Genomic DNA, 18,878 nt, shown 5'->3' with positions numbered 1-18,878 from the left:
AATGATTTGACGATTTATGCTGCTATTTTCTCCCCTTTCAGATGAATTACCTCAAGGCTCTACGGATTTTGAACGTGAAGCCTTGGAATTTTGTCGGCAATGGAAAAGTGGACAGCAACAATTTTTATTCCACACGTCGGGTTCGACAGGGATCCCTAAACCCATTTATGTCCAACGAGATGCCATGGTTGCATCTGCAAAAGCAACGGGCGAATGGCTAAATTTAGTACCCAATGATCTAGCATTAGCCTGTTTGCCTGTCTATTACATTGCTGGTGCGATGGTTTTGGTTAGGGCAATGGTTTTGGATTTACGTATTTGTTTGGTGGAGCCTTCCGTGAATCCATTGCGTAATTTGTCCCCAATTTCCATACAATTGGCATCGTTTGTACCGAACCAATGGCATGATATTTTGGATTCTTCGATTGATTTAAATTCTTTTTTTAGTCATTCCAAAGGTATTCTGCTGGGTGGTGCAGCCCTCTCGGAAAGTTTAGCTGAGCGCACGAAAGTTTTAGCCTACCCAATTTTCGAGACCTATGGAATGACTGAAACGGTTTCACATGTGGCTTATAAAAAACCTTTTGATTTAAATTTTCACGTATTGAAAGGGGTTGAGTTTGGGGTGGATGAAAGAAGCTGTCTTCGTCTAAAGGGGGCGGTTACCCATGATGAATGGATTCAGACAAACGATATAGTCCAACTTCAAAATGATGCGTTTTTTGAATATTTAGGTCGATTCGATCGAGTAATTAACTCAGCAGGTCGAAAAATACATCCGGAAAAATTGGAACAATTTATATCGAAGCATTTGCCCGTGGGGGTCGATTTTTTTATTGATTTCTTGCCTGATGATCACTTGGGTCAAATGGCTTGTCTATTTTACCGAGGTGAATTTTTGGAAATTAAACAAAAGGCACTTTTGCAAGCTTTGCGTGAAAATTTTGAATCCTGGGAATTACCTAAACAACTTATTCAATTACCAAGCTTCCAATTTACCACCTCAGGCAAAATAGATAGATTGAAATCCGTAGCTTTGTACCTTAAATTCAAGTAAATGAAAGCAGCGCGTCTCGAAAAAAAGTTTCAATTGTTTTACGAAAGTCCGAATAATGTACCAGCCCCCTATCATTTGGAGGCCTCATTTACATTTGAAGGTTTTTTGTCCGACAAGCCTCGTGTAGAGGTTTCTATACATTACATTGATCGGGATGATTTTTCGAGGGAGGAGTTATTGGCGGAGGGATTAAATGTAGAAGATCAATTTTCGTGGTCAGGAGATTTATCAATAGCCTGGCGTAATCGATTAGAAACAGCCTTTTTATTATTTCAATCGGGATCCTGTAATCCGAGGGATGAAGAACCTTTCATTACGCTTGAGGCTGCCGATACCAGTACAGCGGTACCCATTAGCTTAGAGACGGAAGATACATTGATGCAGGAGTTTATGCAGGCGATTTTAGAGGTTGCGGGAAATGAAATGCCCTTGTATTTGGGTTTTCAATTTACGGATGCAGATGGAGAATGGACCCGGATTGAAGGTGAAATGTCTTTTTTTGATTTAAAATATACCTATCGTTCGGTTGGTGAAAATGGTCCTGTTCGATTTACGGATCAATGGAGTGAACTTCAAGAATTGATGCAAGTCTTGTTTATTGGAGAATTTATCTTTGAAAAAGGTGTCGAGGATTTAAAACCAAAAACGCAGTTTGCAGTTTATCCAGGCGATGGCAAGTGGTATGTAGCTGGCGATACTTGGTATAGACCTTCGGGTAATAAAGGATATTTTGATTTAATTGAAGACAAATTGCGTAACCTATTCACTATTTAAAGTCCCTGATTATGAATCAAACGACTGAGGAAAGAATCCAAGAGGTTTTATTGTTGCAAAAATCAGCCTTGCTGCGCCTTAAAAATGCGAGTGCGGATGAACGGATTGAGAAGCTAAAGAAATTGCAAAAGTATATGTTGGCCCACCAACAAGACTTATTTGATGCCTTGTTTCAAGATTTTCGTAAACCGACCTCCGAGGTTATAATTGGCGAATTATTGGGTGTGAAACGAGAAATCGATCACATGATTTCCCACATTCGTTCTTGGATGAAGCCGCAAAGCGTGTCAACTCCGCTTTTGTTATTTGGAACTCGTGGACACATACAATATGAACCGAAGGGTTTGTGTTTGATTATTGCACCTTGGAATTATCCTTTCAACTTGGCGATTAATCCATTGGTACATGCCATTGCGGCCGGCAATGCGATTATTTTGAAGCCATCTGAAATGAGTGAGCATACGTCTGCTTTTATCAAAAAGATGATAACAGCCCTGTTTGATCCATCTGATGTCTTTTGTGTGGAAGGTGATGCTCAGATTTCCACCTATTTATTGGCACAAAAGTTTGATCATATCTTTTTTACGGGCTCTCCTGCCATTGGTAAAATCGTCATGGCAGCGGCAGCTAAAAACCTAACATCCGTTACACTCGAATTGGGTGGGAAGTCTCCTGCGATCATTGGCCCTGATGCCGATATGCCGAGTATCGTTCAGAAGATTGCATGGGGTAAGTTTTTAAATAATGGACAGACCTGCATAGCACCCGATTATGTGTATGTCCATGAAAAGGTTCACTTTCAGTTTTTGGCGGGACTTGAAAATACCATTCAGGCCTTTTACAATACGGATTCAAAAGGAATTGAGCAGAGTAAAGATTATGCCCGTATCGTTAATCGTCGCCATTTTGATCGAATCGTTCGATTGTTAGATGATGCTAAAGAGAAAGGTGCGAAGGTAATTTTCGGTGGCGATTTAAATCCAGATACGAACTTCATTAGTCCAACCATATTAAGTCAATGCACTTTAGATATGGCAATCATGCAGGAAGAGATTTTTGGCCCTATTCTGCCTGTACTCACCTATCGCTCGGAAGAGGAAATTATTAATTATTTGAGTAAGGAGGAAAAGCCTTTGGCCTTGTATATCTTCTCAGAGGACAAGTCCTTTATCGATTACATAAATAAAAATACATCGGCCGGATCCACCGTGGTGAATGATTGTTTGATTCAATTTGGACATCCTTCGTTGCCTTTTGGGGGCGTTAATAACTCAGGTATTGGAAAATCGGGTGGGAAGTTCGGTTTCCAAGAATTTTCACATTCCAAAGCTGTGCTTGTTCAAAAAACAAACGCACTTCGATTCTTTTATCCACCGTATACCTTTCGAACAAAATGGCTAATCGAGCAGGTGTTAAAATGGTTTTAAGAATCTATTTTAGATTTTTACTATTTCTGGGTGTTTCGAATTATTCTTTGGGTCAGTTTGCTACCTTAGATCAAAATCGTACTTCGAGGCAATTCTATCGCATTTCGTTGCATAAGGCGCCTTTGGAGTTATGGTTTCCTGCCGGTTACGACTCTGTAGCTCAATCGACAGCGCGATTAATGGATTCCACCTGGTTGAATATTGGTGGAGCATTTCCTAAAACCAATAATCGTTTTCGTGTTATACTGCAAAACCAAGGAATGGTCTCCAATGGTTTTGTTAGTTTAATGGCGCCTCGTGCCGAATTATTGACAACGCCCACGCAGGATGCCTCTTTGTTGGGAACCAGCGATTGGCTTCAATTATTAGTTTCTCATGAATTACGACATGTGCATCAAAACAATGCAGCCCGTCGAGGATTAGGGAATGTGATTCATTCCATTTTTGGATCATATGGTCAAGCGGTTTACGGTAATTTGTTAATTCCCAATTGGCTTTGGGAGGGTGATGCCGTGGAGACCGAATCCCGTATGAATGGAATGGGTCGATCCAATATTCCTCAGTTCAAAATGCCATTGAAAGCGTATGTAAGGGAATTTGGTGTGCCTTCCTATGCTAAATTGATGGGTAAGTCTTACCGCCAACTCGTTCCGAATCATTATGTGGTGGGCCAATTCTTAAGTCAATCGATGACAAATGATTTCGGTCATGATTTGATACCTCGATTATGGCAATCTACCCTTGACCATCCTACCCTGTTTGGTTTCTCCCGACAATTTAAAAAGGTTGCCGGAAAGTCCATTGATAAATATGCGTCCGAAAAACTTGGCGTATTTTCTCAAGATTTGGGTACAATAACAAAATGGAAAAAAGGCTTTACACAATATTTATACCCCAATGTATTGCCTGACGGTCGGATAATTGCCGTCAAAAGTGGTTTTTCGGATATCAAGCAATTGGTTGAAATCAAGGGTAAATCGGAACGTCGTTTAACTTATTTAGGCCCCTGGTTGGATCCTTCCATGTTAAGCAGTTCTTCGGAATTTAGTATTTGGGCTGAAATGGTTTATCATCCACGCTGGGGGCAAGAACAACGTTCTCGCTTGGTATTTTTTTCTCACCGTACTGGTCAGAAAAAATATTGGAATCAACGTTCAAGGTGGATAAATCCAAGTATTTCATCGGATTCCAAAATATTCTCGCTCATTCAGTTACTTGAGAATGGGGGGTCGAAGCTGCTAGTTTACGAATTGGTCTCGAAACGATTAATTGCAGAACGCCTTGCCAAACCGGGTGAACAATTTTTACATCCCCGTTTAGGAACGAATCATGATCTAGTTTTTATCAGTAAAATCAATTCAAATAAAACGCTGATTCGTTGGGATTATGAGGCTAATAACGATTCTTTTGTTTATTCCATGGGTGACCATAATATTGCACATCCTTTTCTGTCTGGAGATTGGATTTATATGAATTACCCTGATCTAGAGGTGGATCAAATTGCCCGTTTGAATTTAACAAATCAACGATTCGAGGTAGTAAGTAAAGAAACCTGGGGCGCCTATTTCGCGTTTCCGCTTGGGGATTCCTTGTTGTATTCAGCATATAGCCCCAAAGGTCATTATTTAGTTAAACAAGCGATTACTCCTCAATCATCGCCTTTAGTCTCCTCTCAAGTAGATAATTTGACACTTATCAAGGGGACGGATTATCCAATTAAACGAGTATCCAAATGGAATATTTTTCAGCCATTTACTTGGGGGCCTTTAGTTTCTTCTTCCGGTAATCAATTGGAAGTCAGCGTTATATCAAAGGATGTTTTGAATTCGCTTCAAGTATCTACTGGATTTCAATACGGTATGAATGAACGAAATTTGACAAAATTTGCGCGCCTCTCCTACCAGGCTTGGTTTCCTATTATCGACTTTAATTTTCAGTCGGCCGATCGTAAAACGCAATTGTACATTGATAATAAACGACCTTTGGACAGTTTACGGACCGATGAATGGAAGCAAACAACTTGGGATATAGGATATCGTATTCCGCTCAATTTGACACATGGGGCTTATCAAGAGAATTTACAATTTGGGTCTAATTTAGGTTTTTTACAGGTTCAGGGTTATGATTTGAGAAAACGTTATTATTCGGAACCTTTTAATGGTACCTACCAATTTTTAAAACATCAATTCGTCTACAGTAAGTTACTCGCCCGAAGTCTTTGGGATGTACAAAGTAGAAAGGGATTTGTTTTAAGGGCTAATTGGAATGGTACGGTATTTAATCAGAATTTGAACGGTGAATTATGGAATGTACAAGCTCAAGTGTATTTGCCAGGTTTATTTAAACATGATGGAATAGCGTTGAGGTATGCTTACCAACAAGAATCTTCCGGAAATTATCGTTTTGCTAGTTCTGTATTCTTTCCTAGAGGTTATTTGTATACTTCCTTTAATCGGCTTTCGACGATGGGAGTCGATTATCGTTTTCCGATATCAAATACCAACCTTAATTTAGGCCGTCTGATTTATGTGACTCGATTGAAAGGGAATTTATTTGGAGATTTGGGAATGGGGCAAGATAATTCAGCGCCTAAAACGCAATCTTTTCATTCATTCGGTGTAGATTTGTCGGCACAGTTTCATGCTTTACGTTTTTCGGAAGAGTTTGAAATGGGTGTTCGAGCGATGTATTTGTCGGCAAGTAAATCGTGGGTATTTGTGCCATTAGTAATAGATATCGGATTTTGATTAAGCAGTTTATTCTATTTTTTATTTGTTTGTTCGTTCTTTTTTCCTGTGATCAAACGCAGGATACCAAGGGTGAGACCATTCCAGCCCTGCAAGAATTTTCAAAGGTTCAAAATCCAGTGGTAACTGTATCCTATTTGACCAAACTTCTGGAAAATCAAGATGGGGCTAATCTCTATTTCTTGCGCTCTAGGGCTTATTTTGATTTGAGAGCTTATCAAAAAGCGGAAGAGGACATCGAGAAGGCTTTGAATAAAGTACCGGGAGATATTGATTTTCTTTTATTATCAGCAAAAATTAAGAGTAAATTAGGCTTGTTGGATGAAGCGATTGAGGATGCCAAATTAGTTGAATCAAGTGGTTTAGCTTCGGCAAATCTTTACCTTTTGTTAGCTGAGTTACACTTTAAACTGCATGAGAAAAGGATTGCCTTATCTTATATCAACAAGACACAAAAAGCAGGAATTCCGCTCGGCGAAAAGGTTTATTTTCAGTTTTTAGCAAGACAAGTTCGTTCGGATAGTATAGGGGCTTTAGAATCGATTGCGTGGAAGAGTATTGGGCATCCGGATTTAGCGCATGCTTATTTCAGTTTCCAACTTGGTCGTTTGGGTAATATTCAATATCAAAAATATATACTTGGCGAACTAAAAAAGTATCCATTAGATCCGTTTTTAATGATGTCTTGGGGGGATTTTTTGGTTCATGTTAGTCAATTTAGTCAAGCTGAAAAAGTATATAATCAGGTATTGCTATGGCTTCCGCGTAATCCGAGTGTTCGGATTCGTATGGCTCGTTTTTATTTGGGGCGCAAAAAATATGATTTTGCGGACAAGCAGATCGATCAGATTAATGCAAATTATTTTATGAAGGAGGTGCTTTATTTACGTGCTTTAATTCGTTTTTCAGCAGGTCAGAAAGAAAAGAGTATTGCTTTGCTTGATTCGGCCAAGAAATTGTATGGAACCGATGCGCGAATCATGAATTTATATGATCGTATTGTGGGGAAGAAAATTGATTCAACCCGAGTGAAAGTAGATTCTACCATACAATTGACACCTTAATTTTCCTATTTACACAACTTAAATACGTGTAAATTTGTACCTTTGCAAAAATTTTTTTCTATGATAAAAATATCTTTTCCTGATGGTCAGGTGCGTGAGTTTGAAAAAGGTGTAACGCCGATGGAAATTGCTTTGTCAATTTCGGAAGGCTTAGCACGTAATGTGTTGGCGGCAAAATTGAACGATGAAGTAGTGGATGCTTCTACGCCGATTGAATCGGATGCAAGTGTTCAATTGTTGACTTGGAATGATACGGAGGGTAAAAAGACGTTTTGGCATTCATCTGCCCACTTAATGGCGGAAGCTATTGAAGCCTTGTATCCGGGAACGAAATTTGGTATCGGTCCGGCGATTGAGAATGGTTTTTACTATGACATTGATTTGGGTGGTAAGGAATTTGGGTCGGATCAGTTCAAGGAGATTGAAGATAAGATGGTTGAGCTCGCTCGTCAAAAGAGTGAGTATATGCGTAAATCTGTTTCAAAAGCAGATGCGATTGCTTATTTCAAGGAAAAGAATGACGAGTATAAACTAGAATTATTAGAGGGTTTAGCGGACGGGAAAATTACGTTTTACACGCAAGGGAACTTTACGGATTTATGTAGAGGGCCTCATATTCCAAGTACAGGCTTTATTAAGTCGGTTAAATTACTAAGTGTCGCTGGAGCCTATTGGCGTGGAGATGAGACGCGTAAGCAAATGACGCGTATATATGCTATTACTTTCCCGAAGGCAAAAGAATTAGAGGAGTATTTATTCCTTTTGGAGGAAGCTAAGCGTCGCGATCACCGTAAGCTTGGTAAAGAATTAGAATTGTTCGCGTTCTCAGAAAAAGTGGGTATGGGTCTCCCCTTGTGGTTGCCGAAGGGTACTATTTTGCGCGAGCGTTTAGAGAATTTTTTAAAACGCGCTCAAGTTCGTGCGGGATATTCACCAGTTGTGACACCCCATATTGGCTCAAAGGAATTATATGTGACTTCAGGTCATTATGCTAAATATGGAAAGGATTCTTTCCAGCCAATTAGCACGCCTGATGAGGGAGAAGAGTATTTATTGAAACCCATGAATTGCCCGCATCACTGCGAGATTTATAAGACTAAGCCACGTTCTTACAAGGATTTGCCTTTGCGTTTAGCGGAATTTGGTACGGTCTATCGTTACGAGCAATCAGGTGAATTACATGGTTTAACCCGTGTGCGTGGTTTTACGCAGGATGATGCGCATATATTTTGTCGGCCAGATCAAGTTGAGGAAGAATTCATGAAAGTGATAGACCTTGTTCTTTACGTATTTAAGGCGCTTGGCTTCAATGAATATTCGGCTCAGGTTTCCCTGCGCGATCGTGAAAATCGGGAGAAATACATCGGAAACGATGAAGATTGGGATCGTGCGGAGCAGGCCATTATTAAAACAGCTGAACTGAAGGGATTGCCAACGGTGGTTGAATATGGTGAAGCGGCTTTTTATGGTCCGAAGTTGGACTTCATGGTTCGCGATGCACTGGGCCGTAAATGGCAGTTGGGGACTATTCAGGTCGATTATCAATTACCACAACGATTTGAATTAGAATACACAGGTTCAGATAATCAAAAACATCGTCCTGTGATGATTCACCGCGCACCGTTTGGTTCTTTGGAGCGTTTTGTAGCTATTTTAATTGAGAATACAGCAGGTAACTTCCCATTGTGGTTGTCACCTGATCAGTTAGCGGTTTTACCAATCTCCGAGAAATACGAGGATTATGCAAATGAGGTTTATTTACGTCTTCAAGAGCGTGATTTACGTGGATATGTGGATCATCGTAATGAAAAGATGGGACGTAAGATTCGCGATGCGGAAGTCGGAAAGGTTCCTTTTATGATTATTGTGGGCGAAAAAGAGCAAGCAGAAGGAATGGTAAGTATTCGTAAGAAGGGTGATGGGGATTTAGGCATGATGACGCTGGATGCCTTTATGGCCTTGGCGGGTGAGGAAATTAACCAACATTCGTATTCGTCTTAGAAAAAACTGATTATTTAGGCGCTTAACGGACATTTGTTTGCAATTGCGCGCTTTTTAAATTAGCTTCGAAGTGATTTTTATTTAAACCAAAAGATAATTTATGGCTTTACGCCCCAACAACAATTACCGAGGAAATAAACGAGAAGAAGAACCTTATCGTATTAATCAACTGATTCGTGGAGTTGAAGAAGTTCGATTAGTAGGTGAAAACATTGAGATTGGAGTATATCCATTTGCGAAGGCATTGGCTATTGCAGAATCACAAAACCTAGATTTGGTTGAAATTTCGCCGAAAGCGGTCCCTCCTGTTTGTAAGGTAATTGATTATGCAAAGTTTAAATACGATCAAAAGAAGAAGCAAAAAGAGATCAAGGCGAACGCTACAAAGACGGTTATCAAAGAAATCCGTTTTGGTCCTAACACAGATGAGCACGATTTCAATTTCAAATTGAAGCATGCGGTTAACTTTCTAAAAGAAGGTGCTAAGGTTAAGGCTTACGTTCATTTCGTAGGTCGTACCATCGTTTTCAAAGAGCGTGGAGAAATGTTGTTATTAAACTTCGCGAAAGGCTTGGAAGATGTGGGTAAACCCGATGATATGCCTAAGTTGGAAGGTAAGCGTATGAGCATCATCTTCTCCCCTAAAGTTGCCAAGAAATAATTTTTATATTCGGGTGGAATTTTGAGGTAATTTCATTACTTTTGCATTCCAATTTTTACATTTAATAATTTTAAGAATGCCAAAAATTAAAACCAACTCTGGAGCCAAGAAGCGCTTCAAAGTAACGGGAAATGGTAAAATTAAGCGTAAGCACGCTTTTCATAGCCATATCCTTACTAAAAAAACCACGAAACAAAAGCGTAATTTAGTTCACGCTACTTTAGTTTCACCAGTTGATATGGATCGCGTTAACTTAATGTTAGGTCTTTAATTATCAGTTTAGTTATTGTTAAACCAGAAAGAAGGCCATTAAAGTAATCATTTGATTCGCCTCATTTCAAAAAACAAAAAATTATGCCAAGAAGTGTCAATCACGTAGCCTCAAGAGCTAGAAGAAAGAAAATCCTTAAGTTAGCAAAAGGATTCTACGGTCGCGGAAAAAACGTATGGACTGTAGCCAAAAACAAAGTAGAGAAAGGTTTGCAATATGCATACCGTGATCGTAAGGTTAAGAAAAGAGATTTTCGTGGACTTTGGATTCAGCGTATTAACGCAGCCGTTCGTCAAGAAGGTTTATCTTATTCAGCGTTCATGGGTAAATATAACAAGTCTGGAATGGCGATGAACCGTAAGGTTTTAGCTGATTTAGCAATGAATCACCCAGAAGCTTTCAAAGCAGTTGTCAAAAAACTTGCTTAATTAGCAAAGGAAAGTCCCGAATTATTCGGGACTTTTTTTTTATCCCCTATCTTTGTTATCAATTCGTATAACATTGAAAAAGCCCATTTATTTCGATTATGCAGCCACCACTCCGGTTCACCCTCAGGTGATCGAAGCTATGTTGCCTTATTTTTCGGAAGAATTTGGGAATGCGGGTTCAAGCCAACATTATTTTGGCTGGATGGCCGACGAGGCTGTGGAGCTTGCACGAAAAAACATTACTTCGTATTTTGGTTGTAGTCCGAGTCAATTGGTGTTTACCTCGGGAGCAACCGAATCAAATAATTTAGCTATCCAAGGTTTTTTGCATGCCAAGAAACCGGGCCATATCATAAGTTCATCGCTGGAACATAAAGCGGTTTTACAAGTATGTGAGGAAATGGAGAGGCAAGGTTGGGCAGTTACTTACCTGAATCCTAATTCTAGCGGTTTAATTAGTTTATCGGAAATCGAGGCAGCTATTCGTTCAGATACGGTGTTGGTTACATTGATGCTCGTCAATAATGAAACGGGTAATTTGTTGGACTTTCAGTCGGTTGCCCAATTATGTCATTCCAAAGGGATTTGTTTTCATTCCGATGCTACCCAAGCATTAGGAAAGATTGATTTATCAAATCAAGAATATTTACCTGATCTATTAAGTTTTTCAGGTCATAAAATGTACGGTCCGAAAGGAATTGGAGGATTATTGATTAATCCCAATATAGGTATAAGCCCTTTGGTATTTGGGGGTGGTCAGGAAAGAGGTTTACGGCCGGGTACTTTGCCTGTCCAACAAATCGTGGGTTTTTCAACTAGTTTTTCTAAAGTTCCTTTGGCTATTGATTCAATAGCGAAACTTAAATCCTTTCAAGGGAAAATATTGAACGGATTTAAATTTCCATATGTTTTAAATTCCAACGATTTAGCATCTGTACCCCATATCATGAGTATTTCTATTCCAAGTTGGGATTGGGAAGAATTGTATCGTAAGATACCGAGAATAGCAGTTTCTAATGGTTCTGCATGTAATGCGAAATCTCAGTTGCCTTCACACGTTATGAAAGCCATGGGCCACTCCGATGGTTTAGCTTTAGCCACTCTTCGGATTTCATTAAGTTATTTAACGACAGAAGATGAAATAGATTTTTTAATCTCCTATTTAAACGAACAATTGATTGACCTATGAAAGAATTAATGCTTATTCTTGAGAAGTTATCGGAATTCTTGAAAAGTGGAGAATCCATTGCTTTGGCAACGGTGGTTCATGTGGAAGGATCTGCCTATCGTCGCCCAGGGGCGCGCATGTTGATTGATTCCTATGGAAATTGGTGGGGAGGAATTTCTGGTGGTTGTTTGGAAGGAGATTTATTGAAGAAGGCAACTTTGGCGATGCACCAACAAACCATTAAACGAATCACCTATGATACACGTGAGGACGATCCTTTTCAATTGGGTGTCGGTTTAGGTTGCCAAGGACTGATCGAAATACTGATTGATCCCATTCGTGAAAATATTGAACAAACATTTAATGTTCTGAAACAGGCTATTCATAGTTCTGAATCAAATTTTATCCGTACGCAGTGGTCTGGCACCAACTTTTATTGTCGTCTTCAGGACAAGGCAGAAATTGGTTGGAATGAACAAGCACAAATATTTATAGAGTATTTACCTGCCCGCACGAGACTTTGGGTTGTCGGCAACCATTTTGATGCATGTAGCCTGATTGAGCTATGTTTGAATTTAGCTTGGGATGTCCGTTGGGTAGGTAATACCCAGAAAATGAGTAAAGATATCGTGAAACGAGTTACGGCATCCTATGATTGGGATTCCGTTGGTGGCATTAATTCGTCCGATTATGTCGTGATGATGACCCATGATTTTGATCGAGATGTCGCATTTATTAATCAGTATCTAGTGGGAAATACATTTCAGTATGTGGGTATTTTAGGTCCCACCAAACGTTTTGATCGTTTACAAAAACAAATAAACGGAAAGCTTGTTACAGACGTAGCGAGTCCTATTGGCTTAGATATTGGAGCTGAGGGGGCCGACGAAATCGCAGTAGCTGTCGTTGCTGAGATTTTAGCTGTCCAGCGAAATAGAAATGGACAACGTCTTAAATTTAGAGAATCAACTATTCATTAACATGAGTCAAATTAATCGCCTAAGAGAACAAATTAAGCCTTACCAAGAAGTTCTTTATCAACACCCTATTAATCAATTCATTCAAAAGCCAACTGATTTAGCTGTTTTTATGCAGCATCATGTTTTCGCTGTTTGGGATTTTATGTCTCTGGTTAAGAAATTACAAGCTGAGTTGACTTGTGTTTCACAGCCCTGGGTACCGAAGGGCTCAGCAGATGTACGTTTTTTGATTAATGAAATTGTATTGGGGGAAGAATCGGATGTTGACCAGCATGGCCAAGTCATCAGCCATTTCGAATTATACATTCGTGCGATGAAGGAATTATCCATCGAGCCCTCTCCTATTTTAGATACGTTTTTGAAAGCCTCATCGATTCAGGAAGTCTTGAAATTAATTGGTGATTCCAATTTGGCACCTTCGATCAAACAGTTTCTAACATTTACATTTGAATCCATCTCAAATCGACCGATTGAGGAGATTGCCGCGATCTTTACATTTGGTCGGGAAGATTTAATTCCAGGGATGTTTCAATTGATTGTCGATCAACTCAAGCAAGATGCTCCCGAGCAAGTGGAAACGCTTGTTTACTATTTAGAGCGACATATCGAAGTAGACGGAGACCACCACAGTCAATTGGCCTATCAGATGATGGAGGAATTATGTGGTTCAGATCAAGATAAATGGAATCGGGCTACACAGGCGGCCATTGAATCTTTGGAGGTGCGGAAGGTTCTTTGGGATGGGGTTGTTGCGAATTAAGAACTAAGAGTTAAGAATTAAGGACTATGGATATATTCTCGGCTTTCAATTATTTGGCATAAAAAAAGCCCGATCCAAGATGGTCGGGCTTTTTAATTAATCAAACACTTACTATTTCACTTCTTCAAAAGAAACATCTTCTGCTCCTCCGTCTGTGGCTGTATCCGTTGGTTGAGCACCATCTCCTCCTTCACTTGCACCGGCTGCATACATCTCTTGTGAAGCAGCGGTCCAAGCAGCGTTCAACTTCTCTAATCCGGCATCAATCGCTGCTACATCTTGCGATGCATGAGCTGCTTTCAATTCAGTTAAAGCTGATTCGATGGCAGTTTTATTACCTTCTGATAATTTCTCGCCGTATTCTTTCAATTGTTTATCCGATTGGAAAATCAAAGCATCAGCTTGGTTGATCTTCTCAACACGCTCTTTTTCAAGCTTATCTGCTGCTTCATTCGCTTTTGCCTCGTTACGCATTTTTTCGATATCCTCATCCGTCAAACCACTGGAAGCCTCAATTCGAATCTTTTGCTCTTTACCTGTTCCTTTATCTTTCGCCGAAACATTCAAGATACCATTCGCATCGATGTCAAAGGTTACTTCGATTTGAGGTACACCACGTTGTGCCGGTGGTAAACCATCTAAGTGGAAACGACCTAATGAGCGGTTATCTTTGGCCATCGGACGTTCTCCTTGCAAGACATTCAATTCAACAGATGGCTGGTTGTCTGCTGCTGTTGAGAATACCTCTGATTTCTTCGTTGGAATTGTTGTATTCGCCTCAATCAATTTCGTGAACACACCACCCATCGTTTCGATACCTAATGATAATGGCGTAACGTCAAGCAATAAGACATCTTTCACTTCACCCGTTAGTACACCACCTTGAATCGCAGCACCTATCGCTACAACCTCATCTGGATTAACTCCTTTGGAAGGTTTCTTTCCAAAAAACTTCTCCACCTCATCCTGAATACGTGGAATACGAGTCGATCCACCTACTAAGATAACCTCATCGATATCTGAGTTAGTATACCCTGCATTCTTCATCGCACGTTTGCATGGCTCCAAAGTACGTTGGATCAAGCTGTCAGCTAATTGTTCGAATTTGGCACGGCTTAAGGTACGAACTAAGTGTTTTGGAATTCCGTCAACGGGCATAATGTATGGCAAGTTGATTTCTGTAGATGCTCCTGAACTCAATTCAATTTTTGCTTTTTCTGCCGCTTCTTTCAAACGTTGTAAAGCCATTGGGTCTTTACGCAAGTCAATGTTCTCGTCAGCGATAAACTCTTCTGCTAACCAGTTGATGATTACTTGGTCGAAGTCATCCCCTCCTAAGTGCGTGTCACCATCTGTTGATTTTACTTCAAATACGCCATCGCCTAATTCGAGGATAGATACGTCGAACGTACCACCACCTAAGTCGAAGACCGCAATCTTCATGTCCTTACCACCTTTATCAACACCGTATGCCAAAGCAGCCGCTGTGGGTTCGTTGATAATACGCTTCACTTCCAAGCCAGCGATTTGACCCGCTTCTTTGGTGGCTTGACGCTCTGCATCATTAAAATAGGCAGGCACCGTGATGACAGCTTCTGTTACTGTTTGGCCGATATAATCTTCCGCCGTTTGCTTCATTTTTGTCAAAATCTGCGCAGAGATTTCTTGAGGCGTATATAGGCGATCACCGATGCGAACGCGTGGTGTGTCGTTATTACCTTGTTCTACTTGATATGAAATGGTTTTTAATTCTGAACCTACTTCAGAAAACTTTTTACCCATAAAACGCTTTACAGATGAAATCGTATTCTGAGGATTTGTAATGGCTTGTCTTTTGGCAGGATCACCCACTTTACGCTCGCCATTTTCCAAAAATGCTACAATGGATGGAGTCGTTCTTCTTCCTTCTGAGTTCGCGATAACCACTGCCTCATTTCCTTCCATAACCGCCACACATGAGTTGGTGGTTCCTAAGTCAATTCCAATAATTTTTCCCATGATATTTTTAATTATTTTTTCTCCCTTTTCTACAAGGATAATGCCATTTCAAAGCTTGTTGTCAGTTAATGACATATTGTCATATTTAAATATTATTCGATTAATTTCGTCAGTGAATTGGGCTTTGATGTATCTTTGTTTATTCTAAAATAAGAACATAATGTCAATATCATCTGATTTTACTTGGGTCGAAGGTTCTGAGCCACATCGCCAGCGAACTAGAGAAATAATTAAAAAACATCCTGAGGTTAAGAAGTTAATTGGTAAGAATCCAATGACATTTTTATGGATTCTCGTGTGTGTGGGTATGCAAATCGGTATTGCCTATTTTGTGAAAGACTTATCTTGGGCCTGGATTATTGGAGTTGCCTGGTTTGTTGGAGCCTTTCCTACGCATACGCTGTTTGTTTGTATTCACGAATCAGCACACAATTTGATTTTCAAAAAGAATAGCTTGAATGTAGCCGCTGGTATTATTGCGAATTTTCCGTCCTTGTTTCCAACAGCTATTTCATTTAAAAACTACCATTTGAAGCACCATGCTTTTCAAGGAGTTCATGAACTGGATGCGGATTTGCCCGATTACTATGAGGCTAAATTGATCAACAATTATTTTATTGGTAAGATTCTTTGGTTAATGCTTTATCCCTTTTTTCAGGGTATTCGTACGATTCGTTGTATCGAATTAGCGGTTCTCGACCGCGGTGTAATTATGAACATATTAGCCCAATTAACATTTGATTTTCTAATTGTGTATTTCTGGGGCTGGCCAGCCTTGGCTTATTTGGGTTTAAGCTTTCTTTTTTCGGTGGGACTTCATCCGTTGGGAGCTCGTTGGATTCAAGAACATTATTTGGTTCTCGATAAGAATCAAGAAACCTACAGTTATTATGGCCCTTTGAACGGGATTAATATGAATGTAGGATATCACAATGAGCATCACGACATGCCATCCGTACCTTGGAACAACTTACCTAAGTTGAAATCTTTTGCGCCTGAATTTTACGAGAACTTGAAGTATCATACTTCCTTTGTGAAGCTCTTGTTTACTTTCATCTTCTCTCAGGAAATTGGCTTATATTCTCGAATCGCGCGAAAAGAGCGCGCAGGTGTCCCCTTAACGGATAAGTCGACACCCGATATCGATATCGCATAAAAAAAGGTCAGCTTTACGGCTGACCTTTTTGTTTAGATGGATTGCTTACTCTTGGCATCAATTGTATAGCTTTTTCCTTTTATCCCTAAGGTGATCGGAGTAGCGGAAAGATTATCGATTTCAATTCCCGACTTATGGATCTTGATCGCTAATTGATTCGCGCGGAAATTAATTTTGAATGAATATTCTTCCCATTGGGCTGGTAAGAACGGTTCAAAGTTCAATTGGTGATTGGAAACTGTCATGCCTCCAAATCCCTTCACGATAGACATCCAAGTTCCCGCCATCGAAGTAATGTGGCATCCATCTTCTGTATCATTGTTGTAATCATCCAAATCCAAACGGGCTGCACGCGTGTAGAATTCGTAGGATTTATCCTCTTTACCTAATTTGGCAGCTAAGATGCTATGAACACACGGGCTTAAGGAGGACTCATGTACCGTGATAGGTTCGTAGAAATCATAGTTTCGAGCTATTTCCTCTTTCGTAAAATCGTTTTCGAAGAAATACATTCCCTGCAAAACATCCGCTTGCTTGATGTAGCAAGAACGCAAGATGCGATCCCATGACCAGTTTTGGTTGATCGGTCTTTGACCCGCTGGGATACTATCCACTGGAGCAATTACTTTATCCAAGAAGCCATCCTGTTGTAAATAGATTCCGCGATTTTCATCACGCGGGAAATACATATTCGCTATGATATGTTCAAATTGTGCTATTTCGCTTGCCTGGAAAGCTGTTTTGGCTAATTTTTCTTTCGCTTCGTTCGGATAATTTGCTTGAATCTCAGCTAATACTTCTAAGGTATATTTCAAGCACCAAACAGCGAAGTAATTTGTGTACCAGTTGTTATTGACGTTGTTTTCGTATTCGTTGGGGCCTGTGACACCTAGCATCACGTATTTTTGGTGGTTTTCCGACCAATTGACACGTTGTGCCCAGAAACGAGAAATACCAATTAAAACTTCCCAACCGTAATCCACTAAATGCTTACGATCATTCGTGTATTCTACATAATCTTTAATGGCATAGGCAATGGCTCCATTCCGGTGAATCTCTTCGAAGGTAATTTCCCATTCATTGTGACACTCCTCTCCGTTCATGGTTACCATCGGATACAAGGCAGCACCTTGATCGAATCCGAGTTTACCTGCGTTTTCAATGGCGCGATCTAATTGTTTCCAACGATAGATTAAGAGATTCTTAGCAACCTGTTGGGGTGCTGTCGATAAATAGAATGGAATACAGTAAGCCTCCGTGTCCCAATAAGTCGATCCTCCATATTTTTCACCTGTAAACCCTTTCGGTCCAATATTCAAACGATCATCGGCGCCTGTATAGGTTTGATTCATCTGGAAAATGTTGAATCGAATTCCTTGCTGGGCCGACACATCTCCTTTAATCACGATATCATTAATCGCCCATTTAGCTTCCCAAGCGGCAGCTTGTTCGATTAGCATTTGCGCAAATCCCTTTTTGCTAATTCGATTTAAATAGGCTTCTGACCGAGTAAATAGTTCTTGCGTGGGATGATTTTCAGAACTTAAATTAACGGCATATTTGAAAATAGTTAGGCTATCCCCTTCATTGACAGGAATGGAATAAGTCAACGAACTGTATTTTTCAGAGGTATTTGTTTGAGGGCTAATGGCAAGCGTTTGACCATTTAAGTCGATTTGAACTTGTTGGCCAGTTAATACTTCAAATCCCGTTTTCTTTGTCTTTGACCAAACATACGATGTATTTCCTACCGCGCCTACTTGAACTTGGTCCCAAAACTTTTCATCGTAATTCGAATCTTTGTTCTTAATATCTCCATCCACAAAAGCTTTTACTTGAATAGTGTCTGAGAAATTTAATGCTTTCAAGCTAAAAGAAATAACACCTGATTCATCATCGGCCATACTGTTTAACCGGATCGATTTGATTTCAAGTGATTTTCCGGAAGGCAAACTTATTTGGCAGGTACGAAGGATATAACCATCCTTCATGTTTAATTCCCGGTAAAATGCATGAACGGTACTTTGGTGAAGGTCAACGATTTCGTTGCCAATTTTAATTTCTAAACCATTCCAATTGGCTGCATTTAATACTTTTGCAAAGTATTCGGGATATCCATTTTTCCACCAACCCACACGTGTTTTATCGGGATAATAGACTCCAGCTACGTAGTTACCTTGTAGTGATTTTCCGGTATAAGTCTCTTCAAATGAACCTCTTTGCCCCATTCGTCCATTTCCTAAAGAGAAAATGGATTCAGTAATTTCATTAAATTCAGGATGAAATTGATCTTCGATGATTTTCCACTCATCTAATTTTAAGTATTGTTTCATGGGGTAATTAGGTCATTGATTTAATCAATCACAAAAATAGAATATTGTCGCTT

At 39.9% G+C, this 18,878-nt stretch carries 15 protein-coding genes; 13 read left to right on the top strand and 2 right to left on the bottom strand.

Going from position 1 to position 18,878, the window contains the following annotated elements; translation table 11 throughout:
- Positions 1-16 precede the first annotated feature (16 nt).
- The 12 genes from ACMH5P_RS02205 to ACMH5P_RS02150 all read left to right on the top strand — a co-directional run bounded on the left by ACMH5P_RS02205 (position 17) and on the right by ACMH5P_RS02150 (position 13,338).
- Positions 17-1,057 carry an AMP-binding protein gene (locus ACMH5P_RS02205; protein ID WP_459492677.1) on the top strand — a complete coding sequence of 347 codons (1,041 nt, stop codon included), beginning with the start codon at positions 17-19 and terminating at the stop codon, positions 1,055-1,057.
- Positions 1,058-1,831 carry a hypothetical protein gene (locus ACMH5P_RS02200; RefSeq protein WP_459492676.1) on the top strand — a complete coding sequence of 258 codons (774 nt, stop codon included), beginning with the start codon at positions 1,058-1,060 and terminating at the stop codon, positions 1,829-1,831.
- A gap of 11 nt (positions 1,832-1,842) precedes the next feature.
- Positions 1,843-3,258 carry an aldehyde dehydrogenase family protein gene (locus ACMH5P_RS02195; protein ID WP_459492675.1) on the top strand — a complete coding sequence of 472 codons (1,416 nt, stop codon included), beginning with the start codon at positions 1,843-1,845 and terminating at the stop codon, positions 3,256-3,258.
- Positions 3,225-6,005 carry a hypothetical protein gene (locus ACMH5P_RS02190; protein ID WP_459492674.1) on the top strand — a complete coding sequence of 927 codons (2,781 nt, stop codon included), beginning with the start codon at positions 3,225-3,227 and terminating at the stop codon, positions 6,003-6,005. The genes ACMH5P_RS02195 and ACMH5P_RS02190 overlap by 34 nt, the downstream gene beginning before the upstream one ends.
- Positions 6,006-6,034: 29 nt before the next feature.
- The gene (locus ACMH5P_RS02185) at positions 6,035-7,069 is read left to right on the top strand and encodes a tetratricopeptide repeat protein (RefSeq protein WP_459492673.1); all 1,035 of its coding nucleotides are present in this window, start codon (positions 6,035-6,037) and stop codon (positions 7,067-7,069) included.
- Positions 7,070-7,129: 60 nt separating this feature from the next.
- Positions 7,130-9,070 (top strand): threonine--tRNA ligase, encoded by a 1,941-nt coding sequence (thrS, locus tag ACMH5P_RS02180; protein ID WP_459492672.1) that lies wholly within the window; start codon positions 7,130-7,132, stop codon positions 9,068-9,070.
- A gap of 100 nt (positions 9,071-9,170) precedes the next feature.
- Entirely contained in the window at positions 9,171-9,731 is a 561-nt protein-coding gene (infC, locus tag ACMH5P_RS02175; RefSeq protein ID WP_315576203.1) for a translation initiation factor IF-3, read from the top strand.
- Between the two features lie 76 nt (positions 9,732-9,807).
- The gene (gene rpmI, locus ACMH5P_RS02170) at positions 9,808-10,002 is read left to right on the top strand and encodes a 50S ribosomal protein L35 (protein WP_459492671.1); all 195 of its coding nucleotides are present in this window, start codon (positions 9,808-9,810) and stop codon (positions 10,000-10,002) included.
- Positions 10,003-10,085: 83 nt separating this feature from the next.
- A complete protein-coding gene (gene rplT / locus ACMH5P_RS02165) occupies positions 10,086-10,430 on the top strand; it encodes a 50S ribosomal protein L20 (protein WP_459492670.1) in 345 nt (114 codons plus the stop codon).
- A gap of 73 nt (positions 10,431-10,503) precedes the next feature.
- Positions 10,504-11,619, top strand: a complete 1,116-nt coding sequence (locus ACMH5P_RS02160) for a cysteine desulfurase family protein (RefSeq protein WP_459492669.1) — start codon at positions 10,504-10,506, stop codon at positions 11,617-11,619.
- Positions 11,616-12,578 carry an XdhC family protein gene (locus tag ACMH5P_RS02155; protein ID WP_459492668.1) on the top strand — a complete coding sequence of 321 codons (963 nt, stop codon included), beginning with the start codon at positions 11,616-11,618 and terminating at the stop codon, positions 12,576-12,578. Before ACMH5P_RS02160 ends, ACMH5P_RS02155 begins: the two co-directional genes overlap by 4 nt.
- 1 nt (position 12,579) lies before the next feature.
- Positions 12,580-13,338: a DUF3050 domain-containing protein gene (locus ACMH5P_RS02150; RefSeq protein ID WP_459492667.1), complete on the top strand. Its 759-nt coding sequence runs from the start codon at positions 12,580-12,582 to the stop codon at positions 13,336-13,338.
- 111 nt (positions 13,339-13,449) lie between these two features.
- Here ACMH5P_RS02150 and dnaK read toward each other — a convergent pair whose 3' ends face one another.
- Positions 13,450-15,336, bottom strand: a complete 1,887-nt coding sequence (gene dnaK, locus ACMH5P_RS02145) for a molecular chaperone DnaK (protein ID WP_459492666.1) — start codon at positions 15,334-15,336, stop codon at positions 13,450-13,452.
- Positions 15,337-15,496: 160 nt separating this feature from the next.
- Here dnaK and ACMH5P_RS02140 point away from each other — a divergent pair, with 160 nt between their 5' ends.
- Positions 15,497-16,492 (top strand): fatty acid desaturase, encoded by a 996-nt coding sequence (locus ACMH5P_RS02140; protein ID WP_459492665.1) that lies wholly within the window; start codon positions 15,497-15,499, stop codon positions 16,490-16,492.
- Between the two features lie 32 nt (positions 16,493-16,524).
- Here ACMH5P_RS02140 and ACMH5P_RS02135 read toward each other — a convergent pair whose 3' ends face one another.
- Entirely contained in the window at positions 16,525-18,825 is a 2,301-nt protein-coding gene (locus tag ACMH5P_RS02135) for a family 65 glycosyl hydrolase domain-containing protein (protein WP_459492664.1), read from the bottom strand.
- Positions 18,826-18,878 lie beyond the last annotated feature (53 nt).

The organism is Aquirufa sp. 5-AUSEE-100C1 (assembly GCF_054558655.1).
Note: the sequence above shows the minus strand (reverse complement) of the source record. Positions and strands in the feature narration are given on the sequence as shown.

Coding starts and splice junctions, on each gene's coding strand:
- ACMH5P_RS02205 (WP_459492677.1), top strand. CDS start 17: ATGCTGCTATTTTCTCCCCTTTCAGATGAATTACCTCAAGGCTCTACG.
- ACMH5P_RS02200 (WP_459492676.1), top strand. CDS start 1,058: ATGAAAGCAGCGCGTCTCGAAAAAAAGTTTCAATTGTTTTACGAAAGT.
- ACMH5P_RS02195 (WP_459492675.1), top strand. CDS start 1,843: ATGAATCAAACGACTGAGGAAAGAATCCAAGAGGTTTTATTGTTGCAA.
- ACMH5P_RS02190 (WP_459492674.1), top strand. CDS start 3,225: ATGGCTAATCGAGCAGGTGTTAAAATGGTTTTAAGAATCTATTTTAGA.
- thrS (WP_459492672.1), top strand. CDS start 7,130: ATGATAAAAATATCTTTTCCTGATGGTCAGGTGCGTGAGTTTGAAAAA.
- infC (WP_315576203.1), top strand. CDS start 9,171: ATGGCTTTACGCCCCAACAACAATTACCGAGGAAATAAACGAGAAGAA.
- rpmI (WP_459492671.1), top strand. CDS start 9,808: ATGCCAAAAATTAAAACCAACTCTGGAGCCAAGAAGCGCTTCAAAGTA.
- rplT (WP_459492670.1), top strand. CDS start 10,086: ATGCCAAGAAGTGTCAATCACGTAGCCTCAAGAGCTAGAAGAAAGAAA.
- ACMH5P_RS02155 (WP_459492668.1), top strand. CDS start 11,616: ATGAAAGAATTAATGCTTATTCTTGAGAAGTTATCGGAATTCTTGAAA.
- ACMH5P_RS02150 (WP_459492667.1), top strand. CDS start 12,580: ATGAGTCAAATTAATCGCCTAAGAGAACAAATTAAGCCTTACCAAGAA.
- dnaK (WP_459492666.1), bottom strand. CDS start 15,336: ATGGGAAAAATTATTGGAATTGACTTAGGAACCACCAACTCATGTGTG.
- ACMH5P_RS02140 (WP_459492665.1), top strand. CDS start 15,497: ATGTCAATATCATCTGATTTTACTTGGGTCGAAGGTTCTGAGCCACAT.
- ACMH5P_RS02135 (WP_459492664.1), bottom strand. CDS start 18,825: ATGAAACAATACTTAAAATTAGATGAGTGGAAAATCATCGAAGATCAA.